Annotated in this window: 14 protein-coding genes; 8 read left to right on the forward strand and 6 right to left on the reverse strand. The window is 60.8% G+C overall.

Features of this window, described 5'->3' with window-relative positions; all coding sequences use genetic code 11:
• Window positions 1–16: 16 nt before the first annotated feature.
• Together HU737_RS16640 and HU737_RS16645 are read right to left on the reverse strand one after the other, a co-directional pair.
• A complete protein-coding gene (locus HU737_RS16640) occupies window positions 17–1234 on the reverse strand; it encodes an argininosuccinate synthase (protein ID WP_027594196.1) in 1218 nt (405 codons plus the stop codon).
• Window positions 1235–1500: 266 nt separating this feature from the next.
• On the reverse strand, window positions 1501–2448 hold the full coding sequence (locus HU737_RS16645) for a flagellar protein MotY (protein WP_186556210.1): 948 nt from the start codon (window positions 2446–2448) through the stop codon (window positions 1501–1503).
• 130 nt (window positions 2449–2578) lie between these two features.
• Here HU737_RS16645 and pyrC point away from each other — a divergent pair, with 130 nt between their 5' ends.
• On the forward strand, window positions 2579–3625 hold the full coding sequence (gene pyrC / locus HU737_RS16650; protein WP_186556209.1) for a dihydroorotase: 1047 nt from the start codon (window positions 2579–2581) through the stop codon (window positions 3623–3625).
• Window positions 3626–3681: 56 nt separating this feature from the next.
• Window positions 3682–4293 (forward strand): ribonuclease T, encoded by a 612-nt coding sequence (gene rnt, locus HU737_RS16655; RefSeq protein WP_189661901.1) that lies wholly within the window; start codon window positions 3682–3684, stop codon window positions 4291–4293.
• Between the two features lie 135 nt (window positions 4294–4428).
• Here the strand turns inward: rnt and HU737_RS16660 are convergent, their stop codons facing one another.
• The gene (locus HU737_RS16660; RefSeq protein WP_112897608.1) at window positions 4429–5031 is read right to left on the reverse strand and encodes a peroxiredoxin; all 603 of its coding nucleotides are present in this window, start codon (window positions 5029–5031) and stop codon (window positions 4429–4431) included.
• Between the two features lie 211 nt (window positions 5032–5242).
• Here HU737_RS16660 and HU737_RS16665 point away from each other — a divergent pair, with 211 nt between their 5' ends.
• Window positions 5243–5464 (forward strand): bacterioferritin-associated ferredoxin, encoded by a 222-nt coding sequence (locus HU737_RS16665; protein WP_186556207.1) that lies wholly within the window; start codon window positions 5243–5245, stop codon window positions 5462–5464.
• Between the two features lie 203 nt (window positions 5465–5667).
• Window positions 5668–6141: a bacterioferritin gene (bfr, locus tag HU737_RS16670; RefSeq protein WP_186556206.1), complete on the forward strand. Its 474-nt coding sequence runs from the start codon at window positions 5668–5670 to the stop codon at window positions 6139–6141.
• Between the two features lie 87 nt (window positions 6142–6228).
• On the opposite strand, the gene grxD is transcribed toward bfr, so the two are convergent.
• Both grxD and HU737_RS16680 read right to left on the reverse strand, forming a co-directional pair.
• Window positions 6229–6564 (reverse strand): Grx4 family monothiol glutaredoxin, encoded by a 336-nt coding sequence (gene grxD, locus HU737_RS16675; RefSeq protein ID WP_054899444.1) that lies wholly within the window; start codon window positions 6562–6564, stop codon window positions 6229–6231.
• Between the two features lie 481 nt (window positions 6565–7045).
• Window positions 7046–9154: a molybdopterin oxidoreductase family protein gene (locus tag HU737_RS16680; RefSeq protein WP_186556205.1), complete on the reverse strand. Its 2109-nt coding sequence runs from the start codon at window positions 9152–9154 to the stop codon at window positions 7046–7048.
• A 364-nt stretch (window positions 9155–9518) separates the two neighbouring features.
• Between HU737_RS16680 and argF the strand changes: the two genes are divergently transcribed.
• Together argF and HU737_RS16690 are read left to right on the forward strand one after the other, a co-directional pair.
• Complete coding sequence (gene argF / locus HU737_RS16685) at window positions 9519–10439, forward strand: ornithine carbamoyltransferase (protein ID WP_186556204.1); 921 nt, start codon at window positions 9519–9521, stop codon at window positions 10437–10439.
• Window positions 10436–11545, forward strand: a complete 1110-nt coding sequence (locus HU737_RS16690) for an ABC transporter ATP-binding protein (protein WP_186556203.1) — start codon at window positions 10436–10438, stop codon at window positions 11543–11545. The genes argF and HU737_RS16690 overlap by 4 nt, the downstream gene beginning before the upstream one ends.
• Before the next feature lie 76 nt (window positions 11546–11621).
• Here HU737_RS16690 and ybaK read toward each other — a convergent pair whose 3' ends face one another.
• A complete protein-coding gene (ybaK, locus tag HU737_RS16695) occupies window positions 11622–12092 on the reverse strand; it encodes a Cys-tRNA(Pro) deacylase (protein ID WP_186556202.1) in 471 nt (156 codons plus the stop codon).
• A 305-nt stretch (window positions 12093–12397) separates the two neighbouring features.
• Here ybaK and HU737_RS16700 point away from each other — a divergent pair, with 305 nt between their 5' ends.
• Together HU737_RS16700 and glpK are read left to right on the forward strand one after the other, a co-directional pair.
• Window positions 12398–13249, forward strand: coding sequence for an MIP/aquaporin family protein (locus HU737_RS16700; RefSeq protein ID WP_186556201.1), 852 nt, complete (start codon window positions 12398–12400; stop codon window positions 13247–13249).
• A gap of 75 nt (window positions 13250–13324) precedes the next feature.
• Window positions 13325–14824 carry a glycerol kinase GlpK gene (glpK, locus tag HU737_RS16705; RefSeq protein ID WP_186556200.1) on the forward strand — a complete coding sequence of 500 codons (1500 nt, stop codon included), beginning with the start codon at window positions 13325–13327 and terminating at the stop codon, window positions 14822–14824.
• Window positions 14825–14889: the final 65 nt, after the last annotated feature.

Genomic DNA, 14889 nt, shown 5'->3' on the forward strand with positions numbered 1-14889 from the left:
TCAAAACAGCGCGCTATTACAGCAGCGAGCGGCCCTTGTTAGCGGCAATCCGCATGCGCAGGGCGTTAAGCTTGATGAAGCCAGCAGCATCGGCCTGGTTGTAGGCGCCACCGTCTTCTTCGAAGGTCGCAATGTTGGCATCGAACAGTGAATCGTCCGACTTGCGACCAACAACAGTGACGTTGCCCTTGTACAGCTTCAGGCGAACCACGCCATTGACGTTGACCTGGGACGCATCGATCATCTGCTGCAGCATGACCCGCTCTGGGCTCCACCAGTAACCGGTGTAGATCAGGCTGGCGTATTTTGGCATCAGCTCATCTTTGAGGTGAGCGACTTCACGGTCGAGGGTGATCGACTCGATGGCGCGGTGAGCGCGCAGCATGATGGTGCCGCCTGGGGTCTCGTAGCAGCCACGCGACTTCATGCCGACATAACGGTTTTCGACGATGTCCAGGCGACCGATGCCGTTGGCGCCGCCGATGCGGTTCAGGTCAGCCAACACGGTAGCCGGGGACTTCTCGACGCCGTCGATGGCAACGATGTCGCCATTGCGGTAGGTCAGCTCGATGTAGGTTGCCTGGTCTGGTGCGTTCTCTGGCGAGACGCTCCAACGCCACATGTCTTCTTCGTGCTCGGTCCAGGTATCTTCCAGGACACCGCCTTCGTAGGAGATGTGCAGCAGGTTGGCGTCCATCGAGTACGGCGATTTTTTCTTGCCGTGGCGCTCGATCGGGATGCCGTGCTTCTCGGCGTAGTCCATCAGTTTTTCGCGGGACAGCAAGTCCCACTCACGCCATGGGGCGATGACCTTGACACCAGGCTTGAGCGCATAGGCACCCAGCTCGAAGCGCACCTGGTCGTTGCCTTTACCGGTAGCGCCGTGGGAGATAGCGTCGGCGCCGGTTTCGTTGGCGATTTCGATCAAGCGCTTGGCAATCAGCGGACGAGCGATGGAAGTACCCAGCAGGTACTCGCCTTCGTAGACGGTGTTGGCGCGGAACATCGGGAATACGAAGTCACGCACGAATTCTTCGCGCAGGTCGTCGATGTAGATTTCTTTCACGCCCATCGCCTGAGCCTTGGCGCGGGCCGGTTCGACCTCCTCGCCCTGCCCCAGGTCAGCGGTGAAGGTCACCACTTCGCAGTTGTAGGTATCCTGCAGCCACTTGAGAATCACCGAAGTATCAAGGCCGCCGGAATACGCCAGTACGACCTTATTTACGTCCGCCATGCCATCACTCCACGGGGTTGTACGGAAAGCGATTGATTCTACCGGCGTCAGTGACAAATTTACAGTGGGGCGACAGCTTCTGACGACAAAGCGACAGGAACTGTCGACGGCGCGACTAGTGAACAGGTGGCGGTTTTAGCGGTGACTGGCGCGGGGGCCGCTTTGCGACCCTTTCGCGGGCGAGCCCGCTCCTACAGGCGTTGCGGCGCGCTCAGGTTCAGCGCTGAAGCTGAGCAATGGTCTGGTCGCGACCCTTGGGATGTCGATCAGAGTTGTTTGGCGGCAGGCGCAGCAGCGGGCGCTGAAGTCGGAGCCGGCGCAGCAGGTGCCTGCTCAACAGGCTTCTCGACCGGTTTCTCAATCGGTGCAACCCGATCCAGCTCAATGTTCACCCGACGGTTACGCGCACGATTGGCGGCGCTGTTGTTCTTGGCCAGCGGATACCGCTCGCCATGGAATCGCACGGTGATCTGTTCTTCGGGCACGCCATGCGCCTTCAGGTAGTCAGCTACCGCCAGGGCGCGGCGCCGCGAATTTTCCCGATTGGTCAGGCGATTGCCGCTGTTGTCGGAGTGGCCGTTGAGCTCGATGTGATTTACCGACGGGTCTGCCTTGAGGTAATCGAGGATCACATCCAGTCGCGCCCGAGCATTGCTGTCCAGATCGACCCCGGCCGGGAAACCGACTTGGGTCTGGCGAATCTGGTCGTAGTTCATTGGCAGCAACTTACCGGCACACGCCTGATAATCGCTGTAGGCCTTGGCGAAGCTTACCGGCAGTACTCGCACTTCCATGGCCCGGCCGCCTTCGCCGGTGTAGTTGCGCACCACCGTGCTGCGCCCATCGAGCAGGCCATTGATCAGACGACTGGCCTGGCCCTGGGACGAGGTGAACAGCACGCCGGTACGCGCCATACGCACGGCGCCCAGGTTGATATCGCCACGCCCAGGCTGCCAGGGCGCCGCTGCAGCGAGCAAAGTGGCCGAACCCGCTCCCAACACGTTGCTGTTGGAACGCAGCCGGAAGGTCGGCTGCTCGCCGGCGCGCCGCACGAACTCGCCGCTGCCAAAGCCTTCGATCGGCTGGACCAATCGGCACTCGAACTGGTCACCCTCGACCGTCCAGGCGATGTTCTCCATCCGAGTCTGGAAGGTCAGTGCACCGGCCGGCAGGCTGGCAAACAGAGTGAACAGGGCTAGGTAACGCTGGCGCACGGGCGGCTCCACAAATTCTGACGGCTTACCTGCAGGCTATCGGTCGGCTGGCGGAAAACTTGATAGCCGTGCTCGTCCAAGGGTTTTCCGGTAGCATTCACCCTTGAGTTCGACCCGCCTGGAATTCCCAATGTCCGACCGCCTGACCCTCCTGCGTCCCGACGACTGGCACATCCATCTGCGCGATGGTGCCGTCTTGCCTCACACCGTTGGTGACGTGGCGCGCACCTTCGCCCGTGCCATCATCATGCCCAACCTGGTCCCGCCGGTGCGCGACGCCGCCGAGGCTGACGCCTACCGCCAGCGCATCCTTGCCGCTCGTCCGGCAGGCAGCCGCTTCGAGCCGCTGATGGTGCTGTACCTCACCGACCGCACCAGCCCTGACGACATCCGCGCGGCCAAGGCCAGTGGCTTCGTGTACGCCGCCAAGCTCTACCCGGCTGGCGCCACGACCAACTCCGATTCCGGCGTGACCAGCATCGATAACATCTTCCCGGCTATCGAAGCCTTGGCCGAAACCGGCATGCCATTGCTGGTACACGGCGAAGTGACCCGTGCCGAGATCGACGTGTTCGACCGCGAGAAACGCTTCATCGACGAGCACATGCGTCGTCTGGTCGAGCGCTTCCCGACGCTCAAGGTGGTGTTCGAGCACATCACCACGGCCGATGCTGCGCAGTTCGTCACTGAGGCCCCAGCCAACGTTGGCGCGACCATTACCGCCCAGCACCTGTTGTACAACCGCAACCACATGCTGGTCGGCGGTATTCGTCCGCATTTCTACTGCCTGCCGATCCTCAAGCGCAACACCCATCAGGTGGCGCTGCTGGACGCCGCTACCAGTGGCAATCCCAAGTTCTTCCTCGGCACCGACTCGGCGCCGCACGCCCAGCATGCCAAGGAAGCCGCCTGTGGCTGCGCCGGTTGCTACACCGCCTATGCGGCAATCGAGATGTACGCCGAGGCGTTTGAGCAGCGCAACGCGCTGGACAAGCTCGAAGGCTTTGCCAGCCTGCACGGCCCCGCCTTCTACGGCCTGCCGGCGAACACCGACACCATTACCCTGGTCCGCGAAGAGTGGACTGCGCCAAGCAGCCTGCCGTTTGGCGACAACACTGTGATTCCGCTGCGCGCCGGTGAAAAACTGCGCTGGCGCCTGCTGGAGGAAAACGCGTGAGCGAAGATCTGTACGAAGACGACCAGGAAGGTCAAACCGGCGGTCCTCGCCACCCGATGGCCGAGCGCTTCCGGGGTTACCTGCCAGTAGTGGTGGATGTCGAGACTGGCGGCTTCAACAGCGCCACCGACGCGCTGCTGGAGATCGCCGCAGTTACCATCGGCATGGATGAGAAGGGCTTCCTGTTCCCGGAGCACACCTATTTCTTCCGCGTCGAGCCGTTCGAAGGCGCCAACATCGAAGCGGCCGCCCTGGAGTTCACCGGAATCAAGCTCGATCACCCACTGCGCATGGCCGTGAGTGAGGAAAGCGCGCTGACCGATATCTTCCGTGGCGTGCGCAAGGCGCTCAAGGCCAACGGCTGCAAGCGGGCGATCCTGGTTGGTCACAACAGCAGCTTCGACCTGGGTTTTCTCAACGCCGCAGTGGCGCGCAACGACCTCAAGCGCAACCCGTTCCATCCGTTCTCCAGCTTCGACACCGCCACCCTGGCCGGCCTTGCCTATGGCCAGACCGTACTGGCGCGGGCCTGCCAGAGCGCGGACATCGACTTCGATGGTCGTGAGGCGCATTCGGCCCGTTACGACACCGAGAAGACCGCCGAGCTGTTCTGCGGCATCGTCAACCGCTGGAAAGAGATGGGCGGCTGGCGCGACTTCAACGATTGATCCCAAGGCCGCACCGCGGGGCCAGGCCGCTGCCACATATTCATTACGAGAGTGGCAGTAGCCGTGCTGCGCGATAGGGCTTTGAGCACGCATAAAAAAACCGGCCACTTAGGCCGGTTTTTTTATGCGTGGCGCTTACAGCTTGCCAGCATTCTCGCTCAGGTAGGCAGCAACGCCTTCTGGCGAAGCGTTCATGCCTTTGTCGCCTTTTTTCCAGTTGGCAGGGCAAACTTCACCGTGCTCTTCGTGGAATTGCAGGGCGTCAACCAGACGCAGCAGCTCGTCCATGTTACGGCCCAGCGGCAGGTCGTTGACGATCTGCGAACGAACAACGCCGTTCTTGTCGATCAGGAAGGCGCCACGGAAAGCTACGCCGCCTTCGGACTCGACGTCGTAGGCTTTGCAGATTTCGTGGGTGATGTCAGCTGCCAGGGTGTACTTGACCTGGCCGATGCCGCCGTTGTTGACCGGGGTGTTACGCCAGGCGTTGTGAGTGAAGTGCGAGTCGATCGACACGCCGATCACTTCCACGCCGCGGGCAGCGAAGTCTGGGATGCGGTTGTCCAGAGCGATCAGCTCGGACGGGCAGACGAAGGTGAAGTCCAGCGGGTAGAAGAACACCAGGCCGTACTTGCCCTTGATGGCCGAGGCCAGGTTGAAGCTGTCGACGATTTCGCCGTTGCCCAGTACAGCTGGAACGGTGAAGTCGGGGGCTTGTTTACCAACGAGTACGCTCATTCGTTAACTCCTGATGATGGTGAAAAATCGTTGCCCGCACGCTGACAGCGCCAGGCATCCAACAAAGGCCGCCCATCATACACAGGTTCGAGTGACAGTCCGAATCCAACCGCCGGTCGCTCAAGCTGGGTGCTTTCAGAAAGCACTTTGACAAGCATTCTCATTACCATTAAGCTCCAATCCATCGACTCAACCCGCGATGGTCAGCCCTATGTATGTGTGTCTTTGTGTCGGCGTGACCGACGGACAGATCCGCGATGCGATCTACGAAGGATGCTGCAGCTACAAGGAAGTTCGAGCCGCCACCAATGTGGCCAGCCAATGTGGCAAGTGTGCCTGCCTCGCCAAGCAGGTGGTCCGCGAGACCCTGACGGACCTTCAGGTCAGCCAACAAGCCGCCCTGCCCTACCCCGTTGAATTTAATGCGGCCTGAAATACCAGCGAATTTGAAGAACCGGACCTCGTGTCCGGTTTTTTTATGCCTGTAATTCAATAAGTTAGCGCTCTAACGCGGTTCACAAACATTCTTATTCCGATTAAATTTCATTTATTATTCAATAACTTAGGTTTGACAGCAGTAGTTGTCGGGCTCAAACTTCTCTGTATTGGCATACCTCACAGGGCAGGAACCCGGACATGAAAGGCGACGTAAGCGTCATCCAGCATCTCAACAAGATCCTCGGAAACGAGCTGGTCGCGATCAACCAGTATTTCCTGCACGCACGCATGTACGAAGATTGGGGCCTGAACAAGCTCGGCAAGCACGAGTACAAGGAATCGATCGATGAGATGAAGCACGCTGACAAATTGATCAAGCGTATTCTCTTCCTCGAAGGCATCCCAAACGTTCAAGACCTGGGCAAATTGCTGATCGGCGAGCACACCAAGGAAATGCTTGAGTGTGACCTGAAGATCGAGCAAAAAGGCCTGACCGACCTCAAAGCCGCCATCGCCCATTGCGAAACGGTCGGCGACTTCGGCTCGCGTGAAATGCTCGAAGACATCCTCGAATCCGAGGAAGAACACATCGATTGGCTGGAAACCCAGCTGAGCCTGATCGATAAGATCGGCATCGAGAACTACCTGCAATCGCAGATGGGCGAAGAATAATCTTCTCCCAGATACGAAAAAGCCCCGCCAGTGCGGGGCTTTTTCGTATCTGCCAGAGCGGCGTGACCGCTCCGGCATCAATGTGTATCAGGCTTCGGAAGCCTTGGCCTTGGCGGCTGCTTCCTTGATCAGCGTTTGCAGCTCACCTTTCTCGAACATCTCGAGCACGATGTCGCTGCCGCCGACCAGCTCACCGGCTACCCACAGTTGCGGGAAGGTTGGCCAGTTGGCGTACTTGGGCAGGTTGGCGCGAATTTCTGGGTTCTGCAGGATGTCGACGTAGGCGAACTTCTCGCCGCACTGCATGACGGCCTGCGAGGCACGGGACGAGAAGCCGCACTGCGGGGCGTTCGGCGAGCCTTTCATGTAAAGCAGAATGGTGTTGTTGGCAATCTGCTCTTTGATTGTTTCGATGATATCCATGGAACACCTCGTCTGAACTTTCCGACTCGATGGTCGGCACGGTGACGCATTGTATCGGAAAGCTCAGCGGTGGGTCGACCAGCGTGCGGACAGATCGACCAATGCGTTGTAGCCACCACCGTTATCGCGGGGCAAGCCCGCTCCCACGCAAGCGCTCGTAGAGCTTACAGCACCTGAGTTGGAGCAGTTCGGGCAGCATTTGCGAAGGATGGTAGACGGTTCAGTCCTCGACAACCCCTATCAACGTGGGGCAAGCCCGCTCCCACGCATGCGCTCGTGGACCTTACAGCACCTGAGTTGGAGCAGTTAGGGCAGCATTTGCGAAGGATGGTGGGCGGTTCAGTCTTCAACAACGCCTAACAACGTGGGAGCGGGCTTGCCCCGCGATAGCGTCATCGCAAACAACGCTATCACGGGGCAAGCTCGCTCCCACGTGCACCTAGGTTAGCTAATGGAAGAGCCAACCCCATCAGCAGAAGAATCAAGCCGCCTCCACCTTCACCGGCACCCCATTCAATGCTGCATTGCCCGACACTGCATCGCGCAAATGCTCATCGGTCAGGTCATTGGCACTAACCCCAGGCTGCGCCCCGGCGATGTGCAGCTGCACGCCCTGGCGCCCATGCCCATAACCATGTGGCAAGCTGACCACACCCGGCATCATCTCCTCACTCGATTGCACCTGAACCTCGACGACCCCAGTCCGCGAACGGATCCGCACCCACTGACCGTCCGTCAGCTGCCGCTGGGCGAGGTCCTGCGGGTGCATCAGCAACTGATGACGGGGCTTGCCTTTAACCAAGCGGTGGAAGTTATGCATCCAGGAGTTGTTGCTGCGCACATGTCGACGTCCTATCAACAGCAACTCGTCCACCGCCGGTGGCACCTGCTCAGCCAACCGGCGCAAATCGTCCAGTAGCAACTGCGGCGCCGCTTCGACGGCCTGGCTGGCGGTGCGCAAACGCGCCGCCAGGTTCGGCTGTAAAGGCCCGAGGTCGAGCCCATGAGGAAACCGATCGAGGGTTTCCAACGACAACTGCCATGTCGAGCCCTCACCATGACGGCCTTTACGCAAAGCCAGGTCGATCATCTGGGCGGGCGGCAGGGTCGGCTTGAGTTCCACGCCAGCACGCTCGGCGAAGGCCTTGGCCAGGCCGACGAAAATCTCCCAGTCGTGCAGTGCACCCTCAGGCTTGGCCAGGATCGCCCGGTTGAAGCGCGTGACGTTACGCACGGCCAGCAAGTTGAAGGTGGTGTCGTAGTGATCGTTCTCCAACGCCGAGGTCGACGGCAGGATCAGGTCGGCATGGCGGGTGGTCTCGTTGATATACAGATCGATGCTGAGCATGAACTCAAGGCCCGCCAGCGCCTTGTCCAGCTGTCGGCCATTGGGCGTGGACAACACCGGGTTGCCGGCTACCGTTATCAAGGCCCGCACCTGCCCTTCGCCAGGCTCAAGCAGCTCTTCTGCCAAGGCTGCCACCGGCAACTCACCGCCATACTCCGGCAAGCCAGACACGCGACTTTGCCAGGCATTGAAGTGCCCACCGGCGGTACTGGCGACCAGATCCACCGCAGGTTCGGTGCACAACGCCCCGCCTTGGCGGTCAAGATTGCCGGTGACCAGGTTGATCACCTGCACCAGCCAATGGCACAAGCTACCAAAGGCCTGGGTCGAGACGCCCATTCGCCCGTAACAGACTGCCCGCCCGGCGCCAGCGAACTCACGCGCCAGCAGGCGAATCTGCTCGGCGGCCACCCCGCACAGTGGGCTCATGCGCTCAGCGCTGAACGGCGCAATCGCCTCGCGTACCTGCTCCAGGCCATTGACCGGCAAATGCGAGCCCTTGGCCAGATCCTCGCTGAACAGGGTATTGAGCAGGCCGCACAGCAACGCGGCGTCACCGCCTGGCCGAATGAACAGATGCCGATCAGCCATGTTGGCTGTCTCGCTGCGTCGAGGGTCGACCACCACAAGCCGCCCGCCCCGCGCCCGCAAGGCCTTCAAGCGTTTCTCGACATCCGGCACGGTCATGATGCTGCCGTTGGAGGCCAGCGGATTCCCCCCCAGTATCAGCATGTAATCGGTGTGATCGATATCCGGGATCGGCAGCAACAGGCCGTGGCCGTACATCAGAAAGCTGGTCAGGTGCTGAGGCAACTGGTCAACCGAAGTGGCCGAAAAGCGATTGCGCGTCTTCAGCAGGCCAAGGAAGTAATTGCTGTGGGTCATCAAGCCGTAGTTGTGCACGCTGGGGTTGCCCTGGTACACGCCCACCGCATTGCGCCCATAACGTTGCTGAATGTCCCACAGTTTGTCGGCGGCCAAGGCAAACGCCTGGTCCCAACCGATAGGCTCCCAGCGATCGCCCACACGCCTGTGCGGCTGGCGCAGGCGGTCAGGGTCTTGCTGGATATCCTGCAGCGCCACCGCCTTGGGGCAGATGTGGCCACGGCTGAAAGGATCCTGAGGGTCGCCCTTGATCGAGGCAATGCGCGCCTGGCCGTCGCTTTCATGGGCAATCTCTATGTTCAGGCCGCAAATGGCCTCGCACAGGTGACAGGCTCGGTGATGCAGGGTCGTGGACATGGCCGCCTCTGCCTTGTTGTTGTGAGCCTTCGACTATGCGCCCACCCTCAACCTCTCGCCAGCGGGCTTTGCCGCGTGAATCGCACGCCATCAGGCATACGATTCGCGACACAGGGTTTGCCAACGCCCCCGCGCCCCGTGTACAACCCCTGTAGTAAATAAAAAACAGTACCCCACCAGAGGGTTACGACACCCGTTGATACAGAGACGCGGTTTCCCCTCTTGGTTTCAGGCGACATTTAATTATAGTATTGCGCCTTTCCCCTATTTCGTCCGCCCCGTGCGGCTTACGCCGCAGGTCACTCCCGTTGTCAATAAAACCATACGGTCGACCTGCAAACCGTTGCAGATAAGGTAGTCAATCATGAGCGCTAGGCACTTTCTCTCCCTGATGGATTTCACTGCTGACGAATTGCTCGGCGTGATCCGTCGAGGCATCGAGCTGAAGGACCTGCGTAGTCGCGGCGTGCTGTTCGAGCCGCTGAAGAACCGCGTGCTTGGGATGATTTTCGAAAAATCATCGACCCGTACCCGCCTGTCGTTCGAAGCCGGCATGATCCAGCTCGGCGGCCAGGCTATCTTCCTGTCGCCACGTGACACCCAACTGGGCCGTGGCGAGCCGATTTCCGATAGCGCCATCGTCATGTCGCGCATGCTCGATGCGGTGATGATCCGTACCCATCACCACAGCATCCTCACCGAGTTCGCCGCGCATTCGCGGGTGCCGGTGATCAATGGCCTGTCCGATGAGTCGCACCCCTGCCAACTGCTGGCCGACATGCAAACCTATCTGGAGCATCGCGGCTCGATCCAGGGCAAGACCGTGGCCTGGATCGGCGATGGCTACAACATGTGTAACTCCTATATCGAAGCCGCCCAGCAGTTCGACTTCCAGCTGCGCATCGCCTGCCCCGAGGGCTACGAGCCCGATCCACGCTTCCTGGCCCTGGCCGGCGAGCGTGTGCAGATCGTTCGTGATCCCAAGCAAGCCGTGGCTGGCGCGCATCTGGTAACCACCGATGTCTGGACTTCCATGGGTCAAGAAGAGGAAACTGCACGGCGCCTGGCGCATTTCGCGCCTTACCAGGTCACCCGCGAACTGCTCGACCTGGCAGCACCCGATGCCCTGTTCATGCATTGCCTGCCCGCCCACCGTGGCGAGGAAGTCAGCCAGGACCTGCTCGACGACCCGCGTTCGGTCGCTTGGGACCAAGCTGAAAACCGCCTGCATGCGCAGAAGGCCCTTCTCGAATTCCTTGTCGAACCGGCTTACCACCACGCATGAGTCAACCGCTACTGCTTAACCTGCGCAACCTGGCCTGCGGCTATGGCAACCAGCGCATCGTCCAGAACCTCAACTTGCACCTCAATGCAGGCGACATCGGTTGCCTGCTGGGGTCCTCGGGTTGCGGCAAGACCACCACCCTGCGTGCCATTGCCGGCTTCGAGCCGGTGCACGAGGGTGAGATCCAGCTCGCGGGCGAAGTGATCTCGCGCGCAGGCTTTACCCTGTCGCCGGAAAAACGCCGGATCGGCATGGTGTTCCAGGACTACGCGCTGTTCCCCCACCTGACCGTGGCGCAGAACATTGCCTTCGGCATTGGCAAGCACCCGCGCCAGGGTGAAGTGGTCGAGGAGATGCTCGAGCTGGTCAAGCTCGGTGGCCTCGGTGGGCGCTATCCGCATGAGTTGTCCGGCGGCCAGCAACAGCGCGTGGCCCTGGCCCGCGCTTTGGCCCCTGAGCCGCAATTGCTGCTGCTCGATGAGCCGTTCTCCAACCTCGACGTCGAGCTGCGTCGGCGCCTGAGCCATGAAGTGCGCGACATTCTCAAAAGCCGCGGCACCAGCGCCATTCTGGTCACCCATGACCAGGAAGAGGCTTTTGCCGTCAGCGATCAGGTCGGGGTGTTCAAGGAAGGTCGGCTGGAGCAGTGGGACACGCCCTACAACCTCTACCACGAACCGCAGACGCCATTCGTTGCCAGCTTCATCGGCCAGGGCTACTTCATCCGTGGCCAGATGATCAGCCATGAGGCAGTCAATACTGAACTGGGTGAACTGTGCGGCAACCGTGCCTATATCATGGCGCCGGGCAGTTCGGTGGACGTGCTACTGCGCCCGGACGACATTGTCCATGCGCCAGACAGCGAACTGCGCGCGAGCATCGTCGGCAAAAGCTTCCTCGGTGCGTCGACCTTGTACCGCCTACAACTGGCTACCGGTAGCCAGCTCGAGGCGATTTTCCCAAGCCATGTCGACCATCAGGTCGGCCAGGATGTGGGAATTGCGGTGAAGGCTGATCACCTGGTGCTGTTCGCTGTGCCTGGCAGTGTCGCGGCGCAGTTGCCACGCCAGGAGAATGGCGTTCGCCGCTACAGCTCGGCAACCTGACAAGCCAGTGCCTACAGCACTGAGCCTATAGGAGCTGGCTTACCTGCAATGGCCTGCGCAGCAGGCCCTTATCCATCTAGCCCCGGCCAATCTCGGCAAAGGTGCCTTGGGTATGCTCAGCCAGCACTGCCGCAGCCAGCTCCACCTCCAACCCACGCCGCCCAGCACTGACGTGAATCGTTTCGAACTGTTGCGCTGACTGATCGATAAACGTGCGCAAACGCTTTTTCTGCCCCAACGGGCTGATCCCGCCGACCAAGTATCCCGTGGCCCGCTGCGCCGCCGCCGGATCAGCCATTTCGCACTTCTTGACCCCGGCCGCCTGCGCCAACGCCTTGAGGTCCAGGGTGCCGCCCACCGGCACCACCGCCACCAGCAATTCGCCTTTCTCGCTGCTGGCCAGCAGTGTCTTGAACACCTGCACCGGGTCTAGCCCGAGCTTTTCCGCCGCTTCCAAGCCATACGAAGCAGATTTGGGATCATGTTCATAGCTGTGCACGCGGTGTTCGGCGCGGGCCTTTTTCAGCAGATCGAGAGCGGGGGTCATGCAGAGCTCCGAGCAAGTACAGGTCGGCGGCTACTTTAGGTGAAAAGGCTTGAGCCAGCCAGTCTGTCGCCTGATCGCGACGAGTTATCGGAATAGTCAGTCTTGTTGCAGTTAGTCAGATTGTGGCTGACCGTTCACTTTCGACCTTTGACATGAGCGTTTCTTGCCTATATTTTTTCGTTTCTGAATAAATGGTGCACTTTTAAGGTGCGCTTTCGCTTATCCGCCCGGGGTCAATGGGGATCGACTCTGGGCCTTGCTGTCGAGCGCCTTGCGCCTCACAACAACAAGAACCGAGGTCATACATGACGACTGCTCTACGCGAACCAACGCTTTCTGGCCAATGCATGGCCGAATTTCTGGGCACGGCCCTACTTATCTTTTTCGGCACAGGTTGCGTCGCCGCGCTCAAGGTCGCTGGCGCCAGCTTCGGCCTGTGGGAAATCAGCATCATCTGGGGGGTAGGCGTGAGCATGGCGATCTACCTCACTGCCGGGGTTTCCGGCGCCCACTTGAACCCTGCGGTGAGCATTGCCTTGAGCCTGTTCGCCGGTTTCGACAAGCGCAAACTGCCCTTCTATATCCTTGCCCAGGTCTGTGGTGCCTTCTGCGGCGCCGCCCTGGTCTACACCCTGTACAGCAATCTGTTCTTCGATTTCGAACAGGCCCACGCCATGTTGCGTGGCAGCGAGGCAAGCCTGGAACTGGCCTCGGTGTTCTCCACCTATGCCCATCCTGCCCTGTCGATCGGCCAGGCATTTTTGGTCGAGATGATCATCACGGCCATTCTCATGGCGGTGATCATGGCCCTGACCGATGACAACAACGGCCTGCCCCGCGGGGCGATGGCGCCACTGCTGATCGGCCTGTTGATTGCGGTGATTGGCAGTGCCATGGGCCCGCTCACCGGCTTTGCGATGAACCCCGCCCGAGATTTGGGCCCAAAACTGATGACCTTCCTCGCTGGCTGGGGCGAAATCGCCTTTACCGGCGGGCGCGACATTCCCTATTTCCTGGTTCCGGTGTTCGCACCGATCGTGGGCGCATGCCTGGGCGCGGCGGTTTACCGCGGCCTGATCGCGCGCAATTTGCCCATGGCGCAAACCGCGAACCTGCAAACAGACGATAATCCTCAGAGCGATGCGCAGGTTTCCTGATTCGGACACCTCAAAGCATGCCGGGCCGATTGCCCGGCCAGCCTGACCTACCCCTTTTTGTGCAAGGCCACCGACATGACAGACACCCAGGACAAGAACTACATCATCGCCCTGGACCAGGGCACCACCAGTTCGCGGGCCATCATTTTCGACCGTGACGCCAATGTGGTCGGCACCTCCCAGCGCGAGTTCGCCCAGCACTACCCACAGGCCGGCTGGGTCGAGCACGACCCAATGGAAATCTTCGCCACCCAGAGCGCGACCATGGTCGAGGCCCTGGCCCAGGCGGGTATCAGTCACGCCCAGGTCGCTGCAATCGGCATCACCAACCAGCGCGAAACCACCGTGGTCTGGGACAAGGAAACCGGCCGCCCGGTCTACAACGCTATCGTCTGGCAGTGCCGGCGCAGCACCGAGATCTGCGCCCAGCTCAAGCGCGACGGCCATGAAAGCTATATCCGCGAGACCACCGGCCTGGTTACCGACCCGTACTTCTCCGGCACCAAGCTCAAGTGGATCCTGGATAACGTCGAAGGTGTACGCGAGCGCGCCGAGCGTGGTGAGTTGCTGTTCGGCACCGTCGATACCTGGCTGATCTGGAAATTTTCCGGCGGCAAGGTGCATGTCACCGACTACACCAACGCCTCGCGCACCTTGATGTTCAACATCCATACCCTGCAATGGGACGAAAAACTCCTGCAACTGCTCGGCGTGCCGCGCCAGATGCTGCCGCAAGTGCGCTCCTCGTCCGAGGTCTACGGCCAGACCAAGAGCGGCATCGACATCGCCGGTATCGCTGGCGACCAGCAGTCGGCGTTGTTCGGCCAGATGTGCGTGGAGGCCGGCCAGGCCAAGAACACCTACGGCACCGGCTGCTTCCTGTTGATGAACACTGGCGACAAAGCCGTGACCTCGTCGCATGGCCTGCTCACTACCATCGCCTGCGGCCCGCGCGGTGAAGTGGCCTATGCCCTGGAGGGCGCGGTCTTCAATGGCGGCTCGACCGTGCAGTGGCTGCGTGACGAACTGAAGATCGTCAACGATGCGCTGGACACCGAGTACTTTGCCAGCAAGGTCAAGGACAGCAACGGCGTCTACCTGGTACCGGCCTTCACCGGCCTGGGCGCGCCTTACTGGGATCCGTATGCCCGTGGCGCGTTGTTCGGCCTGACCCGTGGAGTCAAGGTCGATCACATCATCCGCGCAGCACTCGAGTCGATCGCCTACCAGACCCGCGACGTGCTCGACGCCATGCAGCAAGACTGCGGCCAGCGCCTGAGCGAGCTGCGCGTAGACGGCGGTGCGGTGGCCAACAACTTCCTCATGCAGTTCCAGGCCGACATCCTCGGCACCTGCGTCGAGCGGCCGCAGATGCGCGAGACCACCGCGCTGGGCGCCGCTTACCTGGCGGGCCTGGCGTGCGGCTTCTGGAGCGGCCTGGACGAGTTGCGCGACAAGGCGATCATCGAGCGCGAATTCAGCCCACAGCTGGATGAGACGCAGAAAGAGAAGCTCTACGCTGGCTGGAAGAAAGCCATCGAGCGCACCCGTGATTGGGAAGATCACGAGGCCTGATTCAGCCTTCATCGACCAATCGCGGGGCAAGCCCGCTCCCACGTGCACTTATGCTGAACACGTGG

The sequence above is a fragment of the Pseudomonas urmiensis genome, from assembly GCF_014268815.2.
Classification (GTDB): domain Bacteria; phylum Pseudomonadota; class Gammaproteobacteria; order Pseudomonadales; family Pseudomonadaceae; genus Aquipseudomonas; species Aquipseudomonas urmiensis.

Excerpts from the sequence above, each read along its gene's own strand:
- HU737_RS16660 (WP_112897608.1), bottom strand. The coding sequence starts at position 5,031 with ATGAGCGTACTCGTTGGTAAACAAGCCCCCGACTTCACCGTTCCAGCT.
- rnt (WP_189661901.1), top strand. The coding sequence starts at position 3,682 with ATGGCCGAGCGCTTCCGGGGTTACCTGCCAGTAGTGGTGGATGTCGAG.
- HU737_RS16690 (WP_186556203.1), top strand. The coding sequence starts at position 10,436 with ATGAGTCAACCGCTACTGCTTAACCTGCGCAACCTGGCCTGCGGCTAT.
- pyrC (WP_186556209.1), top strand. The coding sequence starts at position 2,579 with ATGTCCGACCGCCTGACCCTCCTGCGTCCCGACGACTGGCACATCCAT.
- HU737_RS16640 (WP_027594196.1), bottom strand. The coding sequence starts at position 1,234 with ATGGCGGACGTAAATAAGGTCGTACTGGCGTATTCCGGCGGCCTTGAT.
- glpK (WP_186556200.1), top strand. The coding sequence starts at position 13,325 with ATGACAGACACCCAGGACAAGAACTACATCATCGCCCTGGACCAGGGC.
- HU737_RS16680 (WP_186556205.1), bottom strand. The coding sequence starts at position 9,154 with ATGTCCACGACCCTGCATCACCGAGCCTGTCACCTGTGCGAGGCCATT.
- ybaK (WP_186556202.1), bottom strand. The coding sequence starts at position 12,092 with ATGACCCCCGCTCTCGATCTGCTGAAAAAGGCCCGCGCCGAACACCGC.
- grxD (WP_054899444.1), bottom strand. The coding sequence starts at position 6,564 with ATGGATATCATCGAAACAATCAAAGAGCAGATTGCCAACAACACCATT.
- bfr (WP_186556206.1), top strand. The coding sequence starts at position 5,668 with ATGAAAGGCGACGTAAGCGTCATCCAGCATCTCAACAAGATCCTCGGA.
- HU737_RS16665 (WP_186556207.1), top strand. The coding sequence starts at position 5,243 with ATGTATGTGTGTCTTTGTGTCGGCGTGACCGACGGACAGATCCGCGAT.
- HU737_RS16700 (WP_186556201.1), top strand. The coding sequence starts at position 12,398 with ATGACGACTGCTCTACGCGAACCAACGCTTTCTGGCCAATGCATGGCC.
- argF (WP_186556204.1), top strand. The coding sequence starts at position 9,519 with ATGAGCGCTAGGCACTTTCTCTCCCTGATGGATTTCACTGCTGACGAA.